This window comes from Companilactobacillus sp. (assembly GCF_022484265.1).
Lineage (GTDB): Bacteria > Bacillota > Bacilli > Lactobacillales > Lactobacillaceae > Companilactobacillus.
Map to the genome: position 1 here is coordinate 461,988 of NZ_JAKVLR010000001.1, position 16,976 is coordinate 478,963.

A 16,976-nucleotide genomic window follows, 5' to 3' on the forward strand; every position below is an offset into this window, starting at 1 on the left:
GACCTCGTTTCGTTTGATACTAATACATGCTTATATTATTTTAATCTTATATTAAAGAGTTGCAAGCAATTGAGATTTTGAGGGAAACGTTCTATAATGTATTTAAATAAATAGTAAGCACACTAACCTGAAAGGGGCTGATACCGATGGGCTTAACAGTGAAACGTGAAAATGATTTTGGAAGTTTATTTGATAAATTTGCCTCACTTCCCGATGATGTTAAAAAAAATGTAGAACGTGTCGATTCTGCAGATAAGAAATCTTCTAAAAAAACAACAGATTCAAAAGATAAAAAGTAACTTCTCTTATATAGTCTTGTTAACAACCTGCCTGAATTGTTAATGGCTCTATGTATGATATCGTTAGTTCTAAACAAAACCTTTTGATAGTTTTTTAAACGCCATTCAATTATGAATGGCGTTTTGTTTTGTTCAATTTGTTGTAGTAAGATTGAGTTGAAATCGATTACACAAGGGAGAGGATATTTATGGATTTTGTGGATAGAAATTTAAGTAGACATTTTGAAGAAATGATCGAATCTTCGACTAAAGGAACTAATTTGTATCAACACACGGATCTAACTAATTTTCCATATGCCAACGTTGTGATTGCTCACGGCCTAGCAGAACATTCAGGTCGTTATGAAACTCTGGCAAACTTTTTCTTAACACATCATATGAACGTCTTTCGCTATGACCAAAGAGGTCATGGCAAGTCTGAAGGAAAACGTGGCGACCTGACTAACACTCACGAACTTCCGGATGACTGTAAGATTGTCGTCGATATTGCTAAATCGCAATTTCCTGATCTACCGACCTTCTTGCTAGGTCATAGCATGGGTGGACACACAGTCTTAAAGTTTGCGACTGATTATCCAGGCTATGTCGATGGAATCATTGCAACCGATCCACTATCTATCGAATTTGGCACCAAGGTTTCCGGAGATCCTGAATCATATGTACCTAATAATTTAGGCGATGGAGTCAACACGGATCCACGTGTTACTGCAAAATATAACAACGACCCGATGAATCTCAAAGAATATACCGTTAGACTCATGAATACTTTGCAGCAAAGTGCTGCTGAACTTAAAGAGGATCTTCCTAAGATCAGTGATCCACTCTTACTGCTGCACGGCCAAGCTGACGGAATCATTCCAGTTGCTGATTCGTTTGCTACTTATCAAGGAATTAGTTCTGAAGACAAAGAAATCCACGTTTATCCTCACTTAATGCACGAGATTCTGAATGAACCATCAAGAAAATGGGAAATTTATGAAGAAATACTTTATTGGATCAAAAAACATAGCTACTAAGCAAAAACCGTGATGCCAAATCAGGCATCACGGTTTTATTCATATTTTATAAATTGAGCATTGATAATTGGTAAATTTTGGCTAGATTCTTTATCTGCCCCTTCACCATATACTTTGATTTGATCGTTTGCCTTAACATTGGTTATACCCTTGGCTAAATCGCTCAAATGATAATTGATCAGGACTGTACTGGAACCGTTAGGTTCATCTAAATCGATCACTAATTGACGACCGACCTTATCATTGGCAATGACTTTTTTGACTTTGCCCCATTGACTGATCAGTTTACCCTCGTAAAACTGATTATTTTCATGCAATTCTTTTGAAGTTACATAGTCATAATCAGATTCGTTTTCTGCAAATTCGCTAATTGAAACTCTGGGTCTGCGATCGTCACGATCAGCTTGCACTGTCTCAATCGGTTCAACAAATGGAAAGTGTCCAGTCAGCTGCAACGTAGTCGGACTAAACACATAGTATCCAACACAGATGAAGCTGACCAGCAACACACCATAAAGACAATTGTGCAGCCATTTCCTATGAAAAATTTGTAGCATTGCCACAACGATCAGTAATACTAATAATTCCCCGAATAAAACTGTAAGTACCATAAAATCCCCTAATCTATCTACTTGATAACTGTTAAACTTAACCTGGCGTTACGGCGTTGACCTTCGTAATGTTGCCGTTGCCAGATAAATCTTCGACAACCTGAACGTAAGTCAGCTTTCTCGGAAGCTTGACTTCATAAACATTCGTATAAGTATACTCGCCATCAACTTTATTTGCCTTATAACTTACATTATTGACCTTAACATCATGTTCTTGAAAATATTCTTTAATAAATTTTTTGAAGACATCTTTATCAAGATATTGTATTTCCAAATTGCGAACTGGACTGACTCTGACGATTCTCTTCAAGAATGCAATCACTCCATAAACCACTACAAAACTAGCAATAGCAATCACATAGTTACCCATTCCAACTGCTAATCCTAGACAAGCTACAACCCATAGACTGGCTGCTGTTGTCAATCCTTTGATCGAGTGATGCTCAACAATAATTGTTCCGGCCCCAAGGAAACCAATACCACTAACAACTTGAGCAATCAGTCGTGCATCATCTGCGCGAACGATTCCTTTGTATTGTGGATATTGTTTGGCAATCTCCAAAGCATTAAATCCGATCTCCTTTTGAATCAAGGCGATGATGCAAGCACCCAAACAAACTAAAATATGAGTCCGAATACCAGCCGGACGATGTTTCTGTGCCCGATCATAGCCAATCACGCCAGAAATGACCGTTGCTAAAAGCAATCTAACAATCACGGTCACCGCATCCAATTGAAACGTCATTTTGTTCATCCCCTAATTAATTACTATAAAACCATATCATACTTTGAATAACTAATTGGTCTATGCCATGAACTTATTTCAAAAAAAAATCAATAGTTTGCACTATTGAATTGTTTAGTTACTGAGTTTCTTGAGCCAAAGCGGCAAGACTTCATTAAGCTCTTGAAAAGTTCGATCAAAGCGATGATCGTACCATGGATCCTTGATCACTTTATGAACCGACATCACATCATATGCTAAGTGGAGCTTGTCCTCAGTCCCGACTGGTGCCATTTCTTTGAGGTCTTCAATATTTTGATCATCCATGCCAATTATCACATCAGCATTTTCAAAATCATAAGTTGTAATTTGTTTCCCAACATGTTCAATGATCGGAACATGTTGTTTTTTGAGTTCGGCAATTGCCCCTGGATGAGGAGGATTGCCTATTTCGTAAGTAGAGGTAGACATCGATGAAATGTCGAAATTTGCATCTAATCCTTGTTGATGAACCAGATTTGAGAACATCATTTCTGCCATCGGCGATCTACAAATATTGCCAAGACAGACAAAAATTACTTTGACCATTATTAACTCCTATTTAATAAGACCTAATCTTCTCTTAACGTCTTCCAGACGTTTTTCAAGAACGGGATCTTTTCGATTTAAAACATCCAATGTAGAAGCAGTTGTCTTCTCGTTATCCTCAGAACTGTCATTATCTGGTTGGGACTCTTTTACGACAGTCTTCTTTGTGGCTGTAGTTTTCTTTTTGGCTGATTTAGGTTTTGATACATGTTCAGCAGTGTATTTTCTCACCCAAGCAGCAACTTGTTGATAAGAAATACCGTATTTTTCGCCAGTCTTCTTATAGTCGTTTTCGTGCTCTAATGCGTAATTTGCTATTTCTTTTTGTTATTCAGTCGTGAATTTCATTAATTGATACTCCTAATTACTTTATCCTAAAAATTATACCATATTCAAAACTATCAAATTCGTCCATATCGGTAAATACCAATGGATTTTATGTTTAAAGCATGATAAAAAAGTAACAATTTCCAAATTTCAATCAAAATCCGTTACTTATTTTTCTAAATTGATCTTTACAAAAATTTCCCTATATCTTTATGTAATTAGCAAATAACTTTCGGTTATCATTTTGCTAATTTCACAAACTTTTATTGTTGTAATAATTGCATACTTTTAAAATAATCGGTCAAATGTAAATATTTTTTGGTTATATTAATCATAACTGATTGTTATAGTTCATTTATTCAATGATTTTAAATTCCTTTATTTTCACTGGTATTAGCATCAATTTTGGTTTTCATCTGAATTATTAACTGTATTTAGTTCACTTTCTGTTAAAAATACGTCTATTTTGCATTTTATTAGTTTTATTTGCCTTAATTTTTAATTTTTCACAAAATATACTTGTCGGACACTCACATTCATGAGAATATATACATGAATAATTTTATATTTATGTAACCAAAAAAATCACATCAAAGGACGATTAAATGGATATCCATCAAATTAAATATTTAATTACCATCGTCAATAATGATTTTAATCTCACTAAAAGTGCTCGGATCTTGGGAGTTTCTCAACCGGCACTTTCCAAATTGATCAATGAACTAGTGACTAGCGAACAGATTCAAATTTTTACCCACGGCAAAGGTCGTATTACTGGATTAACTGCTCTGGGAGATGATTTAATTGCCCATGGACGCCAAGTTAGTGCCGATTTTGATCAGATGATACAGAGTATGCGCGACAAATCGAATCTAAAACGTGGAACTGTCAAGATTGGTATTCCACCGGTAGTTATTTCAACTATTTTTAATCAAGCCATTCCAGATTTCATCAATGAAAACCCCGATATCAATTTACAAATTGTTGAAAAAGGCGGATTTGAACTACAGAAATTATTGTTACGCGAAGAAATCGATCTAGCTATCATCCCTTCACCAGTTACGAACCCAAACATTGAAAATTCAGTTATTTATCGCAATTCTGTTTCGGTCTGGTTTAACAAAAATCATCGTTTCCACAATATCCAACACCCTATCTCACTCGATGAGATCAGTAAGGAACACGTTTTAACTCTCAACAATAACTTCATGCTTGTCCACGAATTGCAAGATAGCTTCCATGAACGTGGGATCGATGAGCATTTCTATTTTCAAACTAGTGCTTGGGATTTGATTTTAAATATGTGCTTAGAAATGCCGAATACTGTCGGTATTGTCGCATCGCTAGTCGGTAATAATTATTCTCATGAAATAGAGCACCGTGAACTTGACCCATTTTGTCCCTGGATCATCAATATAAGTAATTTGAATAATTCATATTCCAGCAATTTAGTAAAATACACACGTCAATGGTTCATCGATTATTTCACACAATATAATCAATCAGAAGTTTCATAATTAATTTATAAAAAGGAGAACTGAAATCTTTCAGTTCTCCTTTTTGGCATCATAGACCCCATATTTAATCCCTATCCCTTTGATTGTTGTTTCATAGGACCAAGAGACACCCAATCTCGCAATGATGCTTTGGAAGTGATCACATTACCCAAGCTTTAGTTTATCGTCTTACTAACAGACTCATAATCACTAGGTCTACACCATTATATTCTCCATAAACAATTTTGTATACTATGAATAAGTAATATCTTATGATTTATTTTTTCATATCCAACTATCCTAAATTAATGGAACCGTTCCCTTCCTATTAACTTATTGACATAAAATTTGGCAAATTAAAAACCGCCACTCAAAGAGTGACGGTTAAACGGTCAGTTATCTGATATTGATTATGAAATAGATTATATAGGAGTTAGTATTGTTTATAAATCTTTGTAATCATCTCTGATTACACCCACATAGTACAAAGTTTTTTTGAAAAATTCAATTATTAAGAACTACTTATTTAGGTAGATCAGAAAATATCTTAATAATCTTTTCGATATCCCTATCCTTAACGATTGAACTGCGATAGACCAACATCGAATAAAATAATGGAAAATCAATATCCACCACGTTTAATTCTTGAATTCCCGTCATATCTTTTAACGCAGTTTCTGTGATAACGCTGATACCCTTGTTTTCTTTGACTAAATTCAATAGCAATTTGTAATCTGCAGTCTGATAAATAATATTTGTAAAAACGCCATATTTTTCTATTAAATTATTAACTATCAATTGATGGACAGAACTTTGATCAAGCACGATCACGTCTTCTGACTGCAAATCTTTAATACGCAATTCTTTGGGAAAATTTCTTTTTGAACTCGCAATTATTTTGAACTTTTGAGCTTTGATAACGTCATAGCCGAACTCACCGTCCTGTGGGAATCTAGTAGTAGCAATTAGCGATATATCAATGTTTCCCTTATGAACCTCTTGAAGCAGTTCTTTGGAACCTGAGCGAACTGGCTCGATCTTATCTAGAAGTTTCTGGTCATGTAGTTTATCAAAGGCCAAGGGAACGATTGCATCACTAATTATCGGTGGAAATCCCATTTTGATCTTGCCTTGACTGATCCTTGATAAATCTTTTTTATTAAGTTCATCTTCTCGGAGTATTTTATTGGCATGAATCAAAAATTGTTGTCCCGAAACCGTCAAGGTAATTGAATTGGCAAAACTTTTTCGAATAATAAGCTCAGTATTGTATTCCTGTTCCAATCGCTTGATGGCGTAGGAAATAGTCGGTTGACTAACATTAAAAAAATGAGCAGTATCCGAATAGCTCTTTAACTCGACTAATTTAGTGAAGTACTTCAAATCTTTGATATTCATGATTTCACCTATAAATTATTTTTATTGATTATAACATATTTGACTATATTTTTTATATGGTTGTAGAGTATCTCCTGTAATCAAACGGGAGGCTTTTTTATGTCAAAAGGTTTTAATGTATTAAATAACCCATTTTTAAATAAGGGTACAGCTTTTACTAAACAAGAAAGAATCGATTTAGGAATTGAAGGCTTAGTCCCTCCATTCGTTCAAACACTAGATCAACAAGTTGAACAAACTTATGCGCAATATCAAATGAGAGATACAGATTTAGCAAAAAGATTATTCTTAATGGAGATCTTTAATGAAAATCGTGTCTTGTTCTACAAATTATTCAGCGAACATGTCAATGAGTTCATGCCAATCGTGTATGACCCAACCATCGCTGACACAATTGAAAACTACAGTCGTTTATTCGTTGACCCACAAAACGCTGCCTACTTATCAATCAATGAACCAGATCAAATTGAACAAGTACTTAAAAATGCTGCCGATGGTCGCGATATCAAGTTGATCGTAGTTACCGATGGTGAAGGAATTCTTGGTATCGGTGATTGGGGCGTCCAAGGTGTCGATATTTCAGTTGGTAAATTAATGGTTTATACAGCTGCTGCTGGAATCGATCCAAAATCAGTCCTACCAGTTAGTCTTGATGTTGGTACTAATAATCAAAAATTATTAGACGATGATTTATATCTCGGTAATCGTCAACCTCGTGTTACTGGTGATAAATATTATGACTTCGTTGACAAATTCGTCGATGCTGCTGAAAAAACATTCCCTAACATGTACTTGCATTTTGAGGACTTTGGTCGTGACAACGCCGCCAATATCCTAAACAAGTATAAAGATAAAATCTTAACTTTTAACGATGATATTCAAGGTACAGGTATTATCACTCTAGCCGGTATCCTAGGTGCGTTAAACATTTCAAAACAAAAATTAACTGATCAAGTTTACCTTTCATTCGGTGCAGGAACCGCCGGTGCTGGTATCTTAAAACGTATCTTTGACGCTATGGTTGAAGAAGGTTTGTCCGAAACCGAAGCACGCAAACGTTTTTACATGGTCGACAAACAAGGTCTCCTATTTACGGATACCGAAGGTTTGACACCTGAACAAAAACCATTTGCTAGAGATCGTTCAGAATTTGAAAATGCTGATGAATTAACTAATTTGAATGCTGTTATGAAGGCTGTTCATCCTTCGATCATGGTCGGAACTTCAACTCAACCTGGTAGTTTCACCAAAGAAATTATTCAAGAAATGGCTGCTCACACCGAGAGACCAATCATCTTCCCATTATCAAATCCAACAAAATTAGCCGAAGCTACTGCTGAAGATTTGATCAACTGGACTGACGGAAAAGCCTTGGTCGCTACCGGTGTGCCTGCTGAACCCGTCAAGTTAAATGGCGTTGAATACCACATTGGACAAGCCAACAATGCTCTTGTCTACCCAGGATTAGGTCTTGGTGCATTAGCTGTCAACGCAAAACTACTTTCAGATGGCATGATTAATCGTGCCGCACATTCATTGGGCGGAATTGTTGACCCTGATCAACCAGGAGCAGCTGTATTGCCTCCTGTTACTAAACTAGATCAATTCAGTTTGACAGTTGCTGAAGGTGTTGCTGATCAAGCAATCAAAGAAAACCTCAGTGATTCGACAGATGCAAAAGCTGCCGTTGAAAACCTTAAATGGAAACCAGAATATTAATATTAATTTAAAGGGGATAGTGTAATGGGTGCATTTATTACTTCAGTTGAGAGTGTTGCCGAAATCGTGATCGTAATTGCTTTAGGTTATTGGTTGCGAAACTCCGGCCGTCTCGGCGATGAATTTAAAGGCAATATTTCATTCTTAATTATGAATATTGCTTTACCTGCTTCAATTTTCGTATCAGTTTTAAAATATTTAAATCGAGATAAATTAGCCAGCTTGTCTGGCGGTCTGATCTTTGCCTTCGGAAGTTTTGCAGTCAGCTATATTGTGGCTTGGCTGTTGACTAAAATTTTGAAGATCAGAAAAGGTCGTCGTGGAACGTTTATTAATATGTTTGCCAACGCAAATACTATTTTTATCGGATTACCTTTGAACATGGCTTTATTTGGAACTAAGAGTTTACCTTACTTCTTGGTTTACTACGTGATGAATACCATTTCAACTTGGGCAATTGGTGTCTTCTTCATTTCAAACGATGACCCAACCGTTGAAAAAAGCGAGAAAAAAGAATTTAATTGGAGAAAGCTTTTGCCAGCTCCATTAGTTGGATTTCTAGTCTCACTAGTTTTCTTGCTACTAGCCATTCCGATTCCAGACTGGATCACTAAGACTCTAGACATGGTCGGAGGAATCGTTACACCAATGTCATTGATTTACATTGGTATTATCCTAGCGGATGCTGGACTTAAATCAATCAAATTCGATCGTGATACTATTTGGGCATTGCTTGGACGATTCGTCTTTGCACCAGCTATTATGATAGGATTTGTCATGTTTGGTGCTTCAATTGGCCATGGTTTGCCACAACTTGAAGCAAGTACCTTGATCATCCAAGCTGCTGCACCAGGACTTGCCGTACTTCCAATCCTAGTCGATCAAGCACACGGTGACGTTGATTATGCAACGAACTTAGTGACAACTTCAACTGTTCTCTTCGTCGTCGTTGTTCCAATCCTTATGCAGATCGTTAATGTAATTTAATAATGAGATTGATATAAATTTTATTTTTCTAAAAAGTACAAAATTACTTTGCCTCACTAATAAAGGGTAGCCAATTCATATTTTGAATTAGCTACCCTTTTTATTTCATGATCAAATATTTTTTCTAGCGACTAGTTGCCAAGATCAGAATTGTCTGCAAGATCTTATCTTTACCCATCTTTAATTCGGAATTATTGACCTTGATGGATAATATTTGGTCTGCAAAAGTTACCCCAAATTTGGCCGCACACTCTTCTATCTTCGTTGGGCTAATCCCAGAAACGACTAATTTTGAAACAACTTTCCCTTCATCTGAAATATAAGTCATTCCGGAATCAGAGATCGAGCGTAACTTCACGCCGTTTAACGGGCCTACCTCAAAAGGAAATGTAAAATATTCTTTGTTATCCATAATCGTCGTACCTCACTGTTCAGCTTGGTTTTGTTATACTGTCCTTGAAAACTATTCAAGGAGGCTTTTCTTGTGGCACTCATTAATCTTAGCTACAGAACTAATTTCTTACATACTTATTTTAAAACAACTGCCGTGATTCCTGATACTAATAAGTCATCTTATCAAACGCTTTGGCTTTTACACGGATATACCGGCGACGATTCAGCCTGGATCAGACACACTAACATCGAAAAATTGGCTCGAAAGTATGAAATTGCCGTTATCATGCCTGAAGCTAGAAACGCATTTTATACCGATTCAGACTTTATCCCATACTATTCCTATTTCGTAGACGAATTGATTCCAAAAATTCGAGCACTATTGCCAGTTTCAACCGCAGTTTCCGATAATTATATTGCCGGTTCTAGTATGGGTGGATATGGAGCCTTAAAAATTGGCCTAAAAAATCCGGACATTTTCAGCAAAGTAGCCGCATTGTCACCTATTACTGATATCGTCCATTTCCGCAATAATCCGGAAACGCCCATGGCCACCAATACCTTTGATACTATCTTCGATTCTCCAGACAAAATTGCCAAAAACCAATTAGTTAATATCGTCAGCAACAAAAACTATGGCCAAAAGATCATGACAATTTGTGGTAATGAAGATTATATGTATCAAGATAACATTGATTTTAAGAACTTCATGACTCAAAAAATCGGACCTAATTATACATTCCATGAAGTCTCTGGCAATCATTCCTGGGATACATGGACTGCAAATATCGAAACAATTTTCAAATGGTTATAATTAATTTTGAACGAAAAAAACGTCTAATCTTGAAATTAGACGTTTTTTTGATTTGATTTTACCAAACGAATAATCCGACAAATGCTGCTGATAATAATGAAACTAAAATACCTGATAGCAACATATAGCCGACGTTCTTAGAAATAATATCATTCTTGCCCTTATCAACAATACCCTTGAAACAACCGATGATCATTCCAAGTGTTGAGAAGTTAGCAAATGAAGTTACGAATACTGTCAAGACAGCTTTGAAGTGAGGATCAAATTTGTTGATAATTCCGGTAACTTTACCCATGACAACAAATTCGTTCGTAACTAATTTGGTACCCATATATTGAGCCATCTGGAAGGAATCGTGACTGCTCAAACCTAGTAGCCATGCGAATGGATACATAATAATACCTAAAATATGTTCCAAAGTTAACCAAGGGTTAACTAATTGTAAAATTTTATCGATCAATGCTGCCAATGCAACAAAGGCAATTACATTTGCCGTAATGATCAAGATCAATCTTCCTGCTCCTAGGATCGAATCTCCTAAGAATGAGAAGAATGGTTCCTTCTTACCATCGTCATTATTACTACTAATAGTTGCGACGGTATCTTCTTCTGGTTCAACTTGGACAGGGTTTAATAAACTGGTAACGATAATTGCATTAATAATATTGATAGGAATCGCGGTCAGGATGAATTGACCTGGCATCATTTGAATGTACGCTCCAATAATCGATGCAGTTACACAACTCATCGACATCATTGCTAATGTGACATCACGTTCTGCCTTCATTTTCTTTAATTGTAAACTAGAAACCGCCAAAGCTTCGGTGTTGCCTAAAAACATCATTTCAACCGCAAAGAATGATTCAAACTTGGGTTGACCTGTGATAAATGACAAACCTTTACCGATCCACTTAATAATAAATGGTAAAACACCGATATAAGTCAATATGTCAAATAATGGCACGATCAAAAGAATTGGCAGCAACGCACTAGTTACGAAATCCATGCTTTTGACATGGACCCAACTAGGCAAAGCAAACTCAATACCTACGTAAGCAACTTGAACTAGCCAGTTAAAACCAGCAGCAGCACCTGAAACAATATCACGTCCGATACTCATGCTGGTCAAAAACCAGGCTAGTACTAAGTTAAGTACGACCATGATCGCAATTGATTTCCATTGGATACCCTTACGATTCTTCGAGAAAAGTACACCAATGGCAAGAAATACGATAAGACCGATGATATTAACTATTAAATACATACTCATACTATTTAATCTCCTTTTTTACCCCTCCAGTTATTTAAATCATATCATCAGATCACTAATAATACGCCACATATGACCATTTTATTTTTTTTATTAGGTTATAATTCTGAGACAAAAAAAATCGACCTTTCGGTCGATATTTTTATTAAAACGAAACATGTTCATTGATAATTTTATCTATTGCTTCGTGATATTCTTCTATTGAATGCTTGTGTTCTGATTCGTATTCATCGGCGATAATACCCTTGCGTTCAGGCAGGCCAAGTTCTTTTCGAGTGATCGCCGAAAGCTCATCGCCTTCAACTGCATAAACATTGATATCAGAAATGTTGCCTAGTGGCTGTTCATTTTCATAGGCAACCGTTTCTTTCTTTAGGATGCCTGGATCCTTTTGAATGATAATAAATGCTTGTGGTCCTGAAGATAGGTCCCATAATACTTCTTTGACAATTTGATAACGTTGCAAAAAATCATTAACGACTAAATTGAACGAACGACTGATGTAGCGGTTATTTTTGATTCGACCAGGAATTCTCATAGTAATATTGACTAATGCACAATTTTCAGGAATCTCATCAATTAAATAGTTTTCTTCTTCTAACGTTGCTTCCTGACCCTTTTTAATCTGTTCATCGGTCATCGTGTATCCTTCTGAAAAAACATTAACCATATGAATACTCCTATGTAGATTTAATAGTTCAAAAAATTTATAAGTATTTTTGTATAAATTTGTTGTTTTCATTCTACCATGAAATTGCTTCTAAATACCGACGTTTCAATAATTTATCAAGGTTTGATAAACAATGTTTGAAAATCTGTCATATATGACCACATTTAAAATAGTTCATTTTCTAAATTTTCAAAAAATGCTCTAGCGAGTGGGGGTGGTCCATCGCTAGAGCATTTTTATTTTTCGATAAATGAATATTTGAGGTAAGAATACGAATTTAAGAAGGGTAATAAATTGAAAATGATTAATCTAATGAATGTAATTTCTGAATGATATTGTCATAGAAATTGATCATTGGGTTTCTAAGACTTGCAGCTTGATCTGGATCAGCTAGGATAAAGTCTTTGTGATCCCAACCTTGTTCTGGATCATTGTATTGCCATACACCAGTTTGTGTATCGTCAGTAGAATCATCACGGATGGCTTGTTGATTTGATGGGTATTCAGCAGAAATAACTGGAACCTCACCATCATTTGGCCACCATCTTGGATCATTGCCATGTGAACCAATGAAGGCTGCACCGGCAACATCGACAGAATTCATAGTTGAGATTGGAACATAGTGTCCAAGTGCATTAGGTTTTGTTGCAATACCTGAATATGAGAAGTAGTGTTCATCAGGTGCAAGATCAGTTCTTGCATTGATGTTGTTTGCTCCGTTGAATGTTAAATCATAAAGTGAGTTATCAGTAGTCTTCCAAGCTTTGCTATTTACAGCAGCTTTGAGGAAGCTAAGGTTTGATTGACCTGCTTTACGAGTAAGTCCCCATTGATCGAGTTTGTAATCGTTTGAGATAACGATCTTAGGAACTTTGATGCCCATGATTGAGCCTGTGTACAATAGATCTCTAACGACTTGGAGGTTACCAACGTCATTGGCTGTTGGAGTACCGTTGTTAGGTGAAGCTACTGTAACAACAGAGTCGACCCAGTTTTTGCCACCTTGGAATAATGAGCTTGTGTCTGAACCAGTTGCTTGAACTTCCTCTGGGCTACCATTACGTAGCAAAGTATCGAGTTCACGAACAGTTTGACCACCCATTGAGTGACCTAGCAAGTGAATCTTGTTAGTCCCGTTCCATTGTGGATAGATTCCTGGGAATGTTCTGCCGTAACGAGCATGCCCATATTTTTGAGAGTGAACTTGACCATAGTCAACAGTTCCACCCTTGATGTAGTAATACAGTTCTACAGCACGATCGTAGTTACTACTGTAAGGACTTACTGTACCTTCCAGTGCATTGGGATTGCTGCTAGTAGTTCCGTAGTTTAGATCTTTGATAATATCGGTTGTTGTACCGCCCCAGTATAGGTTGTTGCCGTCTTCGCCACGTCCCCAGCCAGTTAGACCATTGACGAATACTACTGGGTAGTCATTAGAAGCAAATGTAGTATTGCTTGATCCGACAAATCCAATAATTGCAAAAACAAGACCAAATAATAAGGCTATTATTGGTTTCTTTTTCATTGTGAAATCCTCTCCTTCCCTATGTCTTCTAGAATACAGTATGTAAGCGGTTCCTTCAAGAGTTTTCACAATTTTTTCGTTTCCATTTTACAAAGATTATTTTCTATTATATGAACTTTTTAATAAGAATCCTTATTTATCAAGGAATTTATCTTTGGACATTGTCATTTTATTCATAAAAAAAAGCCATGATTTTAATCAATCACAGCTTTTTGGTCCAGACCTATTTAATTTTTAATGGTTTCAGACTGTTTTCAATCGTTTCCAAAGGTGAATCGATCTCAGCTAGCGTTGCTGCAGTATATGCACCCTCAACAATAGCGACATCATATTTATGAACGATCTTATCAGTCATTTCAAGGTACATTTCCAAATTCATCTTGGAACTTCCTAAATCGTAAAATGCCAAGATTTCATCGCCAGTATTTTCATCAAATGCCGATTGGATTTTTTCCAAAGAAGAACCAATCTCTCCTTCATCAGTACCTCCCGCATACGTAATCGACAAATGCGGTGCAGCTTGACTGATCAAGTCTTTGATTCCCTCGGCGATTTTTGGTGAATGCGACACTATTACAATACCGTATTTCATAGTTATCCTCCGATCACTTCAACTAACGATTCAAACAAATAAGCGCTTGATTGAGAACCTGGGTCTAAATGACCAACAGATTTTTCCTCAAGATAACTAGCACGGCCTTTGGTAGCAACCATGTCTTTGGTTGAGTTTAGCGCAGATTCAACTTGATCATCACTTAATGAACCTGATTTTAAATCATCCGCAACTGGTTGCCAAACATCGATCATCGTTTTCATTTTGACATCTGATTGTCCACGCCGTTTGATTCCATCAGAACCAATTTGAACCAATTGGGCTAAGTCAGAATCATCTTTAGCTGCCTTTGACATGTCCAAAAATGCCGTACCGTATAGTGGACCGGAAGCTCCACCAACTTTTTGGATCATGGCAAAAGCTGTGGTCTTAAATAACTCTGACAAATCGGCAGGAGCTTTCTTTGCAAGTGCTTCTTTAACTGCTTTTGCTCCACGATCCATATTGGTTCCATGGTCGCCATCGCCGATTGCGGTATCTAATTCATTTAATTCAGCGGAATTATTTTCTAGTTTTTCAACGAATAAATTGATCCACTTAGTTGCGATATCTAATGTTAATTCCATAATTACACCTACCATCCAATTGTCGTTACTGGTTCTTTGAGCCATTTGATCCATTGATCTTCTGCCTTCATGATTGTCAAAGAAATTCCAACCATGTCTAGGGAAGTAGTCATGTTCCCGACTTTCGAAAATCCAACTTCCATCTTCTTTTCTTTGAGTTGGGCAAAAGTATCATGTGCAAAAATATATTGTTCCATCAATGGCGTGGCTCCCATACCATTGACAAGAATTGCAAATTTTCCATCTTTGTCAGCAAATTCACCAGAAATTTTATCAACTAATTCTTTTGATAACTCTTTAGATGGCTTAATTTTTTCAACCGAATATCCTCTTTCGTTATGGATACCAATGCCAAATTCAATCTCATCATCTTTTAATTCAAAACCAGGATGTCCAACTGCTGGGACAGTTGCTGCTTTAAGAGCGATGCCAATTGTTTTAGTGCCGTCAATGACCTTTTGACCTAATTCAGCTAATTCGTCTAATGACTTACCCGCTCTGGCAGCGGCTCCAATAATTTTTTCAACAAAAACGGTTCCGGCAACACCACGTTTTCCTTGAGTAAATTCACTATTTTCGACTGAAATGTCATCATCGACAATGATCGACTTAACCTTGATATCATCGGCCTCAGCCATTTCTTTTGCCATATCAAAATTCATGACATCGCCAGAATAATTTTTGACGATCAGTAAAACGCCCATACCTTTATCTACGGCTTTGATTGCTTCATATATTTGATCAGGTGTGGGTGAAGTAAATACCTCGCCAGCTACAGCGGCAGAGAGCATTCCGTCGCCAACAAACCCAGCATGCAATGGCTCATGCCCACTGCCGCCACCGGAAACAACACCAACTTGTTTTGCAGTCGCAAACTTATCGTCTGCACGCATCACAGCGGTAGTTCCAGGGATTTGTTTAACTAAATCAGAATTTGATTCCACCAACCCTGCAACCATTTCAGGGACGATATCTTCAACATTATTAATAATTTTTTTCATGTGATCCTCCTCCAAATGAAGCTGTACAACAAATCAATTATAACGTAAACGCTTTAATTGTTGAAAAATCTTATTAAAAAAACGTTGTGAACGACCACAATGCTCCGCAACAAAAAAGACCAAACAGTTTTTGCTATTTGATCTTCTTATCTAAAACTCGATTTATTACTTGTGCTACGCCATTTTCATCGTTAGTGCCTGTGATGATGTCGGCGACGTCCTTTACTTCTTCCATTGCGTTATCCATTGCTACTCCGTAGCCTACTCCGCGCAACATTTCCAAATCATTTCCGTAATCCCCGAAACACATAAATTCAGCGATTGGTATCTTTGATACCGCGGAAATTCTTTGCAATCCTGACAGCTTTGTACAGTCGAGAGCATTGAGCTCATAATAAGATTCACCTGAACGACTGATAACTACGGGCATTGACGTGAATGTTTCGATTTTTTTCATTAGTTGAGCAACTCGATCTTCGCTTGAACTAAAACAGACCTTATAAACGACAGAATCTTTTCGGTCATTGATCTCTCTTAATTCAGTCACTGAACCGACTAAAACATTTCGTTTACTGACTCCTTCAAAATAAGTCGCATCGCTCAATTCTGGATCAGTGACATAGGTCGAATCTAATCCGTCGATCACGACTTTGAATCCATAGCCATCAACGCTACGCAAAAGATCATCGACCACTGCTTTAGCAATTGGTCGATCGCTGATTTTTTTATTATCAGGATCAAAAATTACTGCACCATTTAGCAACACCTTATAACCAGGTACTTGTAATGCGTCAAAAAAATTTTGGACGGAGTCCAAAGTACGACCAGAACATATGGCAAAAGTTATCCCCTTGTCGACAGCTGCTCTGATTGCTCTAATATTTTCCTGAGAGATCTCTTTATTACTATTTAGTAGAGTTCCATCCAGATCTGTACCAATGAAACTGATCATATCA

The 16,976-nt window shown here is 36.8% G+C and carries 19 protein-coding genes and 1 pseudogene; 6 read left to right on the forward strand and 14 right to left on the reverse strand.

All coding sequences use genetic code 11. From position 1 onward, the window contains the following. Nucleotides 1-146: 146 nt before the first annotated feature. On the forward strand, nt 147-299 hold the full coding sequence (locus LKF16_RS02335) for an SPJ_0845 family protein (RefSeq protein WP_291468293.1): 153 nt from the start codon (nt 147-149) through the stop codon (nt 297-299). Nucleotides 300-487: 188 nt separating this feature from the next. After that, the gene (locus LKF16_RS02340) at nt 488-1,315 is read left to right on the forward strand and encodes an alpha/beta hydrolase (RefSeq protein ID WP_291468296.1); all 828 of its coding nucleotides are present in this window, start codon (nt 488-490) and stop codon (nt 1,313-1,315) included. A gap of 35 nt (nt 1,316-1,350) precedes the next feature. Here LKF16_RS02340 and LKF16_RS02345 read toward each other — a convergent pair whose 3' ends face one another. From LKF16_RS02345 to LKF16_RS02365, 5 genes and pseudogenes are all read right to left on the reverse strand, one after another. Next, nucleotides 1,351-1,926, reverse strand: a complete 576-nt coding sequence (locus LKF16_RS02345) for a hypothetical protein (RefSeq protein WP_291468298.1) — start codon at nt 1,924-1,926, stop codon at nt 1,351-1,353. A 37-nt stretch (nt 1,927-1,963) separates the two neighbouring features. Further along, on the reverse strand, nt 1,964-2,671 hold the full coding sequence (locus tag LKF16_RS02350) for an MgtC/SapB family protein (protein ID WP_291468300.1): 708 nt from the start codon (nt 2,669-2,671) through the stop codon (nt 1,964-1,966). Between the two features lie 114 nt (nt 2,672-2,785). After that, nucleotides 2,786-3,238 carry a low molecular weight protein-tyrosine-phosphatase gene (locus LKF16_RS02355; RefSeq protein ID WP_291468302.1) on the reverse strand — a complete coding sequence of 151 codons (453 nt, stop codon included), beginning with the start codon at nt 3,236-3,238 and terminating at the stop codon, nt 2,786-2,788. A 9-nt stretch (nt 3,239-3,247) separates the two neighbouring features. Then, complete coding sequence (locus tag LKF16_RS02360) at nt 3,248-3,469, reverse strand: hypothetical protein (protein ID WP_291468303.1); 222 nt, start codon at nt 3,467-3,469, stop codon at nt 3,248-3,250. Next, nucleotides 3,457-3,559, reverse strand: a pseudogene (locus LKF16_RS02365) (helix-turn-helix domain-containing protein); the annotation flags it as partial. The gene LKF16_RS02360 and the pseudogene LKF16_RS02365, both read right to left, overlap by 13 nt. A gap of 611 nt (nt 3,560-4,170) precedes the next feature. On the opposite strand from LKF16_RS02365, the gene LKF16_RS02370 reads away from it, so the two are divergent. Beyond that, complete coding sequence (locus LKF16_RS02370) at nt 4,171-5,082, forward strand: LysR family transcriptional regulator (RefSeq protein WP_291468304.1); 912 nt, start codon at nt 4,171-4,173, stop codon at nt 5,080-5,082. A gap of 501 nt (nt 5,083-5,583) precedes the next feature. Here LKF16_RS02370 and LKF16_RS02375 read toward each other — a convergent pair. Then, entirely contained in the window at nt 5,584-6,459 is an 876-nt protein-coding gene (locus LKF16_RS02375) for a LysR family transcriptional regulator (protein WP_291468305.1), read from the reverse strand. Nucleotides 6,460-6,558: 99 nt separating this feature from the next. Between LKF16_RS02375 and LKF16_RS02380 the strand changes: the two genes are divergently transcribed. Then, nucleotides 6,559-8,178, forward strand: coding sequence for a malolactic enzyme (locus LKF16_RS02380; RefSeq protein ID WP_291468306.1), 1,620 nt, complete (start codon nt 6,559-6,561; stop codon nt 8,176-8,178). A gap of 24 nt (nt 8,179-8,202) precedes the next feature. Beyond that, nucleotides 8,203-9,165, forward strand: a complete 963-nt coding sequence (locus LKF16_RS02385) for an AEC family transporter (RefSeq protein ID WP_291468307.1) — start codon at nt 8,203-8,205, stop codon at nt 9,163-9,165. 124 nt (nt 9,166-9,289) lie between these two features. Here LKF16_RS02385 and LKF16_RS02390 read toward each other — a convergent pair whose 3' ends face one another. Further along, nucleotides 9,290-9,577: a DUF1828 domain-containing protein gene (locus LKF16_RS02390; protein WP_291468308.1), complete on the reverse strand. Its 288-nt coding sequence runs from the start codon at nt 9,575-9,577 to the stop codon at nt 9,290-9,292. A gap of 72 nt (nt 9,578-9,649) precedes the next feature. Here LKF16_RS02390 and LKF16_RS02395 point away from each other — a divergent pair, with 72 nt between their 5' ends. Then, nucleotides 9,650-10,372: an alpha/beta hydrolase gene (locus LKF16_RS02395; protein WP_291468309.1), complete on the forward strand. Its 723-nt coding sequence runs from the start codon at nt 9,650-9,652 to the stop codon at nt 10,370-10,372. A 58-nt stretch (nt 10,373-10,430) separates the two neighbouring features. On the opposite strand, the gene LKF16_RS02400 is transcribed toward LKF16_RS02395, so the two are convergent. The 7 genes from LKF16_RS02400 to LKF16_RS02430 all read right to left on the reverse strand — a co-directional run bounded on the left by LKF16_RS02400 (nt 10,431) and on the right by LKF16_RS02430 (nt 16,972). After that, nucleotides 10,431-11,636 (reverse strand): NupC/NupG family nucleoside CNT transporter, encoded by a 1,206-nt coding sequence (locus tag LKF16_RS02400; RefSeq protein ID WP_291469381.1) that lies wholly within the window; start codon nt 11,634-11,636, stop codon nt 10,431-10,433. Nucleotides 11,637-11,787: 151 nt separating this feature from the next. Beyond that, entirely contained in the window at nt 11,788-12,312 is a 525-nt protein-coding gene (locus LKF16_RS02405) for a citrate lyase holo-[acyl-carrier protein] synthase (RefSeq protein WP_291468310.1), read from the reverse strand. Between the two features lie 304 nt (nt 12,313-12,616). Beyond that, nucleotides 12,617-13,840 carry an esterase/lipase family protein gene (locus LKF16_RS02410; protein WP_291468311.1) on the reverse strand — a complete coding sequence of 408 codons (1,224 nt, stop codon included), beginning with the start codon at nt 13,838-13,840 and terminating at the stop codon, nt 12,617-12,619. Between the two features lie 223 nt (nt 13,841-14,063). Beyond that, nucleotides 14,064-14,432, reverse strand: coding sequence for a dihydroxyacetone kinase phosphoryl donor subunit DhaM (dhaM, locus tag LKF16_RS02415; RefSeq protein WP_291468312.1), 369 nt, complete (start codon nt 14,430-14,432; stop codon nt 14,064-14,066). A gap of 2 nt (nt 14,433-14,434) precedes the next feature. Then, nucleotides 14,435-15,019: a dihydroxyacetone kinase subunit DhaL gene (gene dhaL / locus LKF16_RS02420; protein WP_291468313.1), complete on the reverse strand. Its 585-nt coding sequence runs from the start codon at nt 15,017-15,019 to the stop codon at nt 14,435-14,437. A gap of 8 nt (nt 15,020-15,027) precedes the next feature. Next, nucleotides 15,028-16,020, reverse strand: a complete 993-nt coding sequence (dhaK, locus tag LKF16_RS02425) for a dihydroxyacetone kinase subunit DhaK (protein ID WP_291468314.1) — start codon at nt 16,018-16,020, stop codon at nt 15,028-15,030. Nucleotides 16,021-16,153: 133 nt separating this feature from the next. Further along, nucleotides 16,154-16,972 carry an HAD family hydrolase gene (locus LKF16_RS02430; protein ID WP_291468315.1) on the reverse strand — a complete coding sequence of 273 codons (819 nt, stop codon included), beginning with the start codon at nt 16,970-16,972 and terminating at the stop codon, nt 16,154-16,156. Nucleotides 16,973-16,976: the final 4 nt, after the last annotated feature.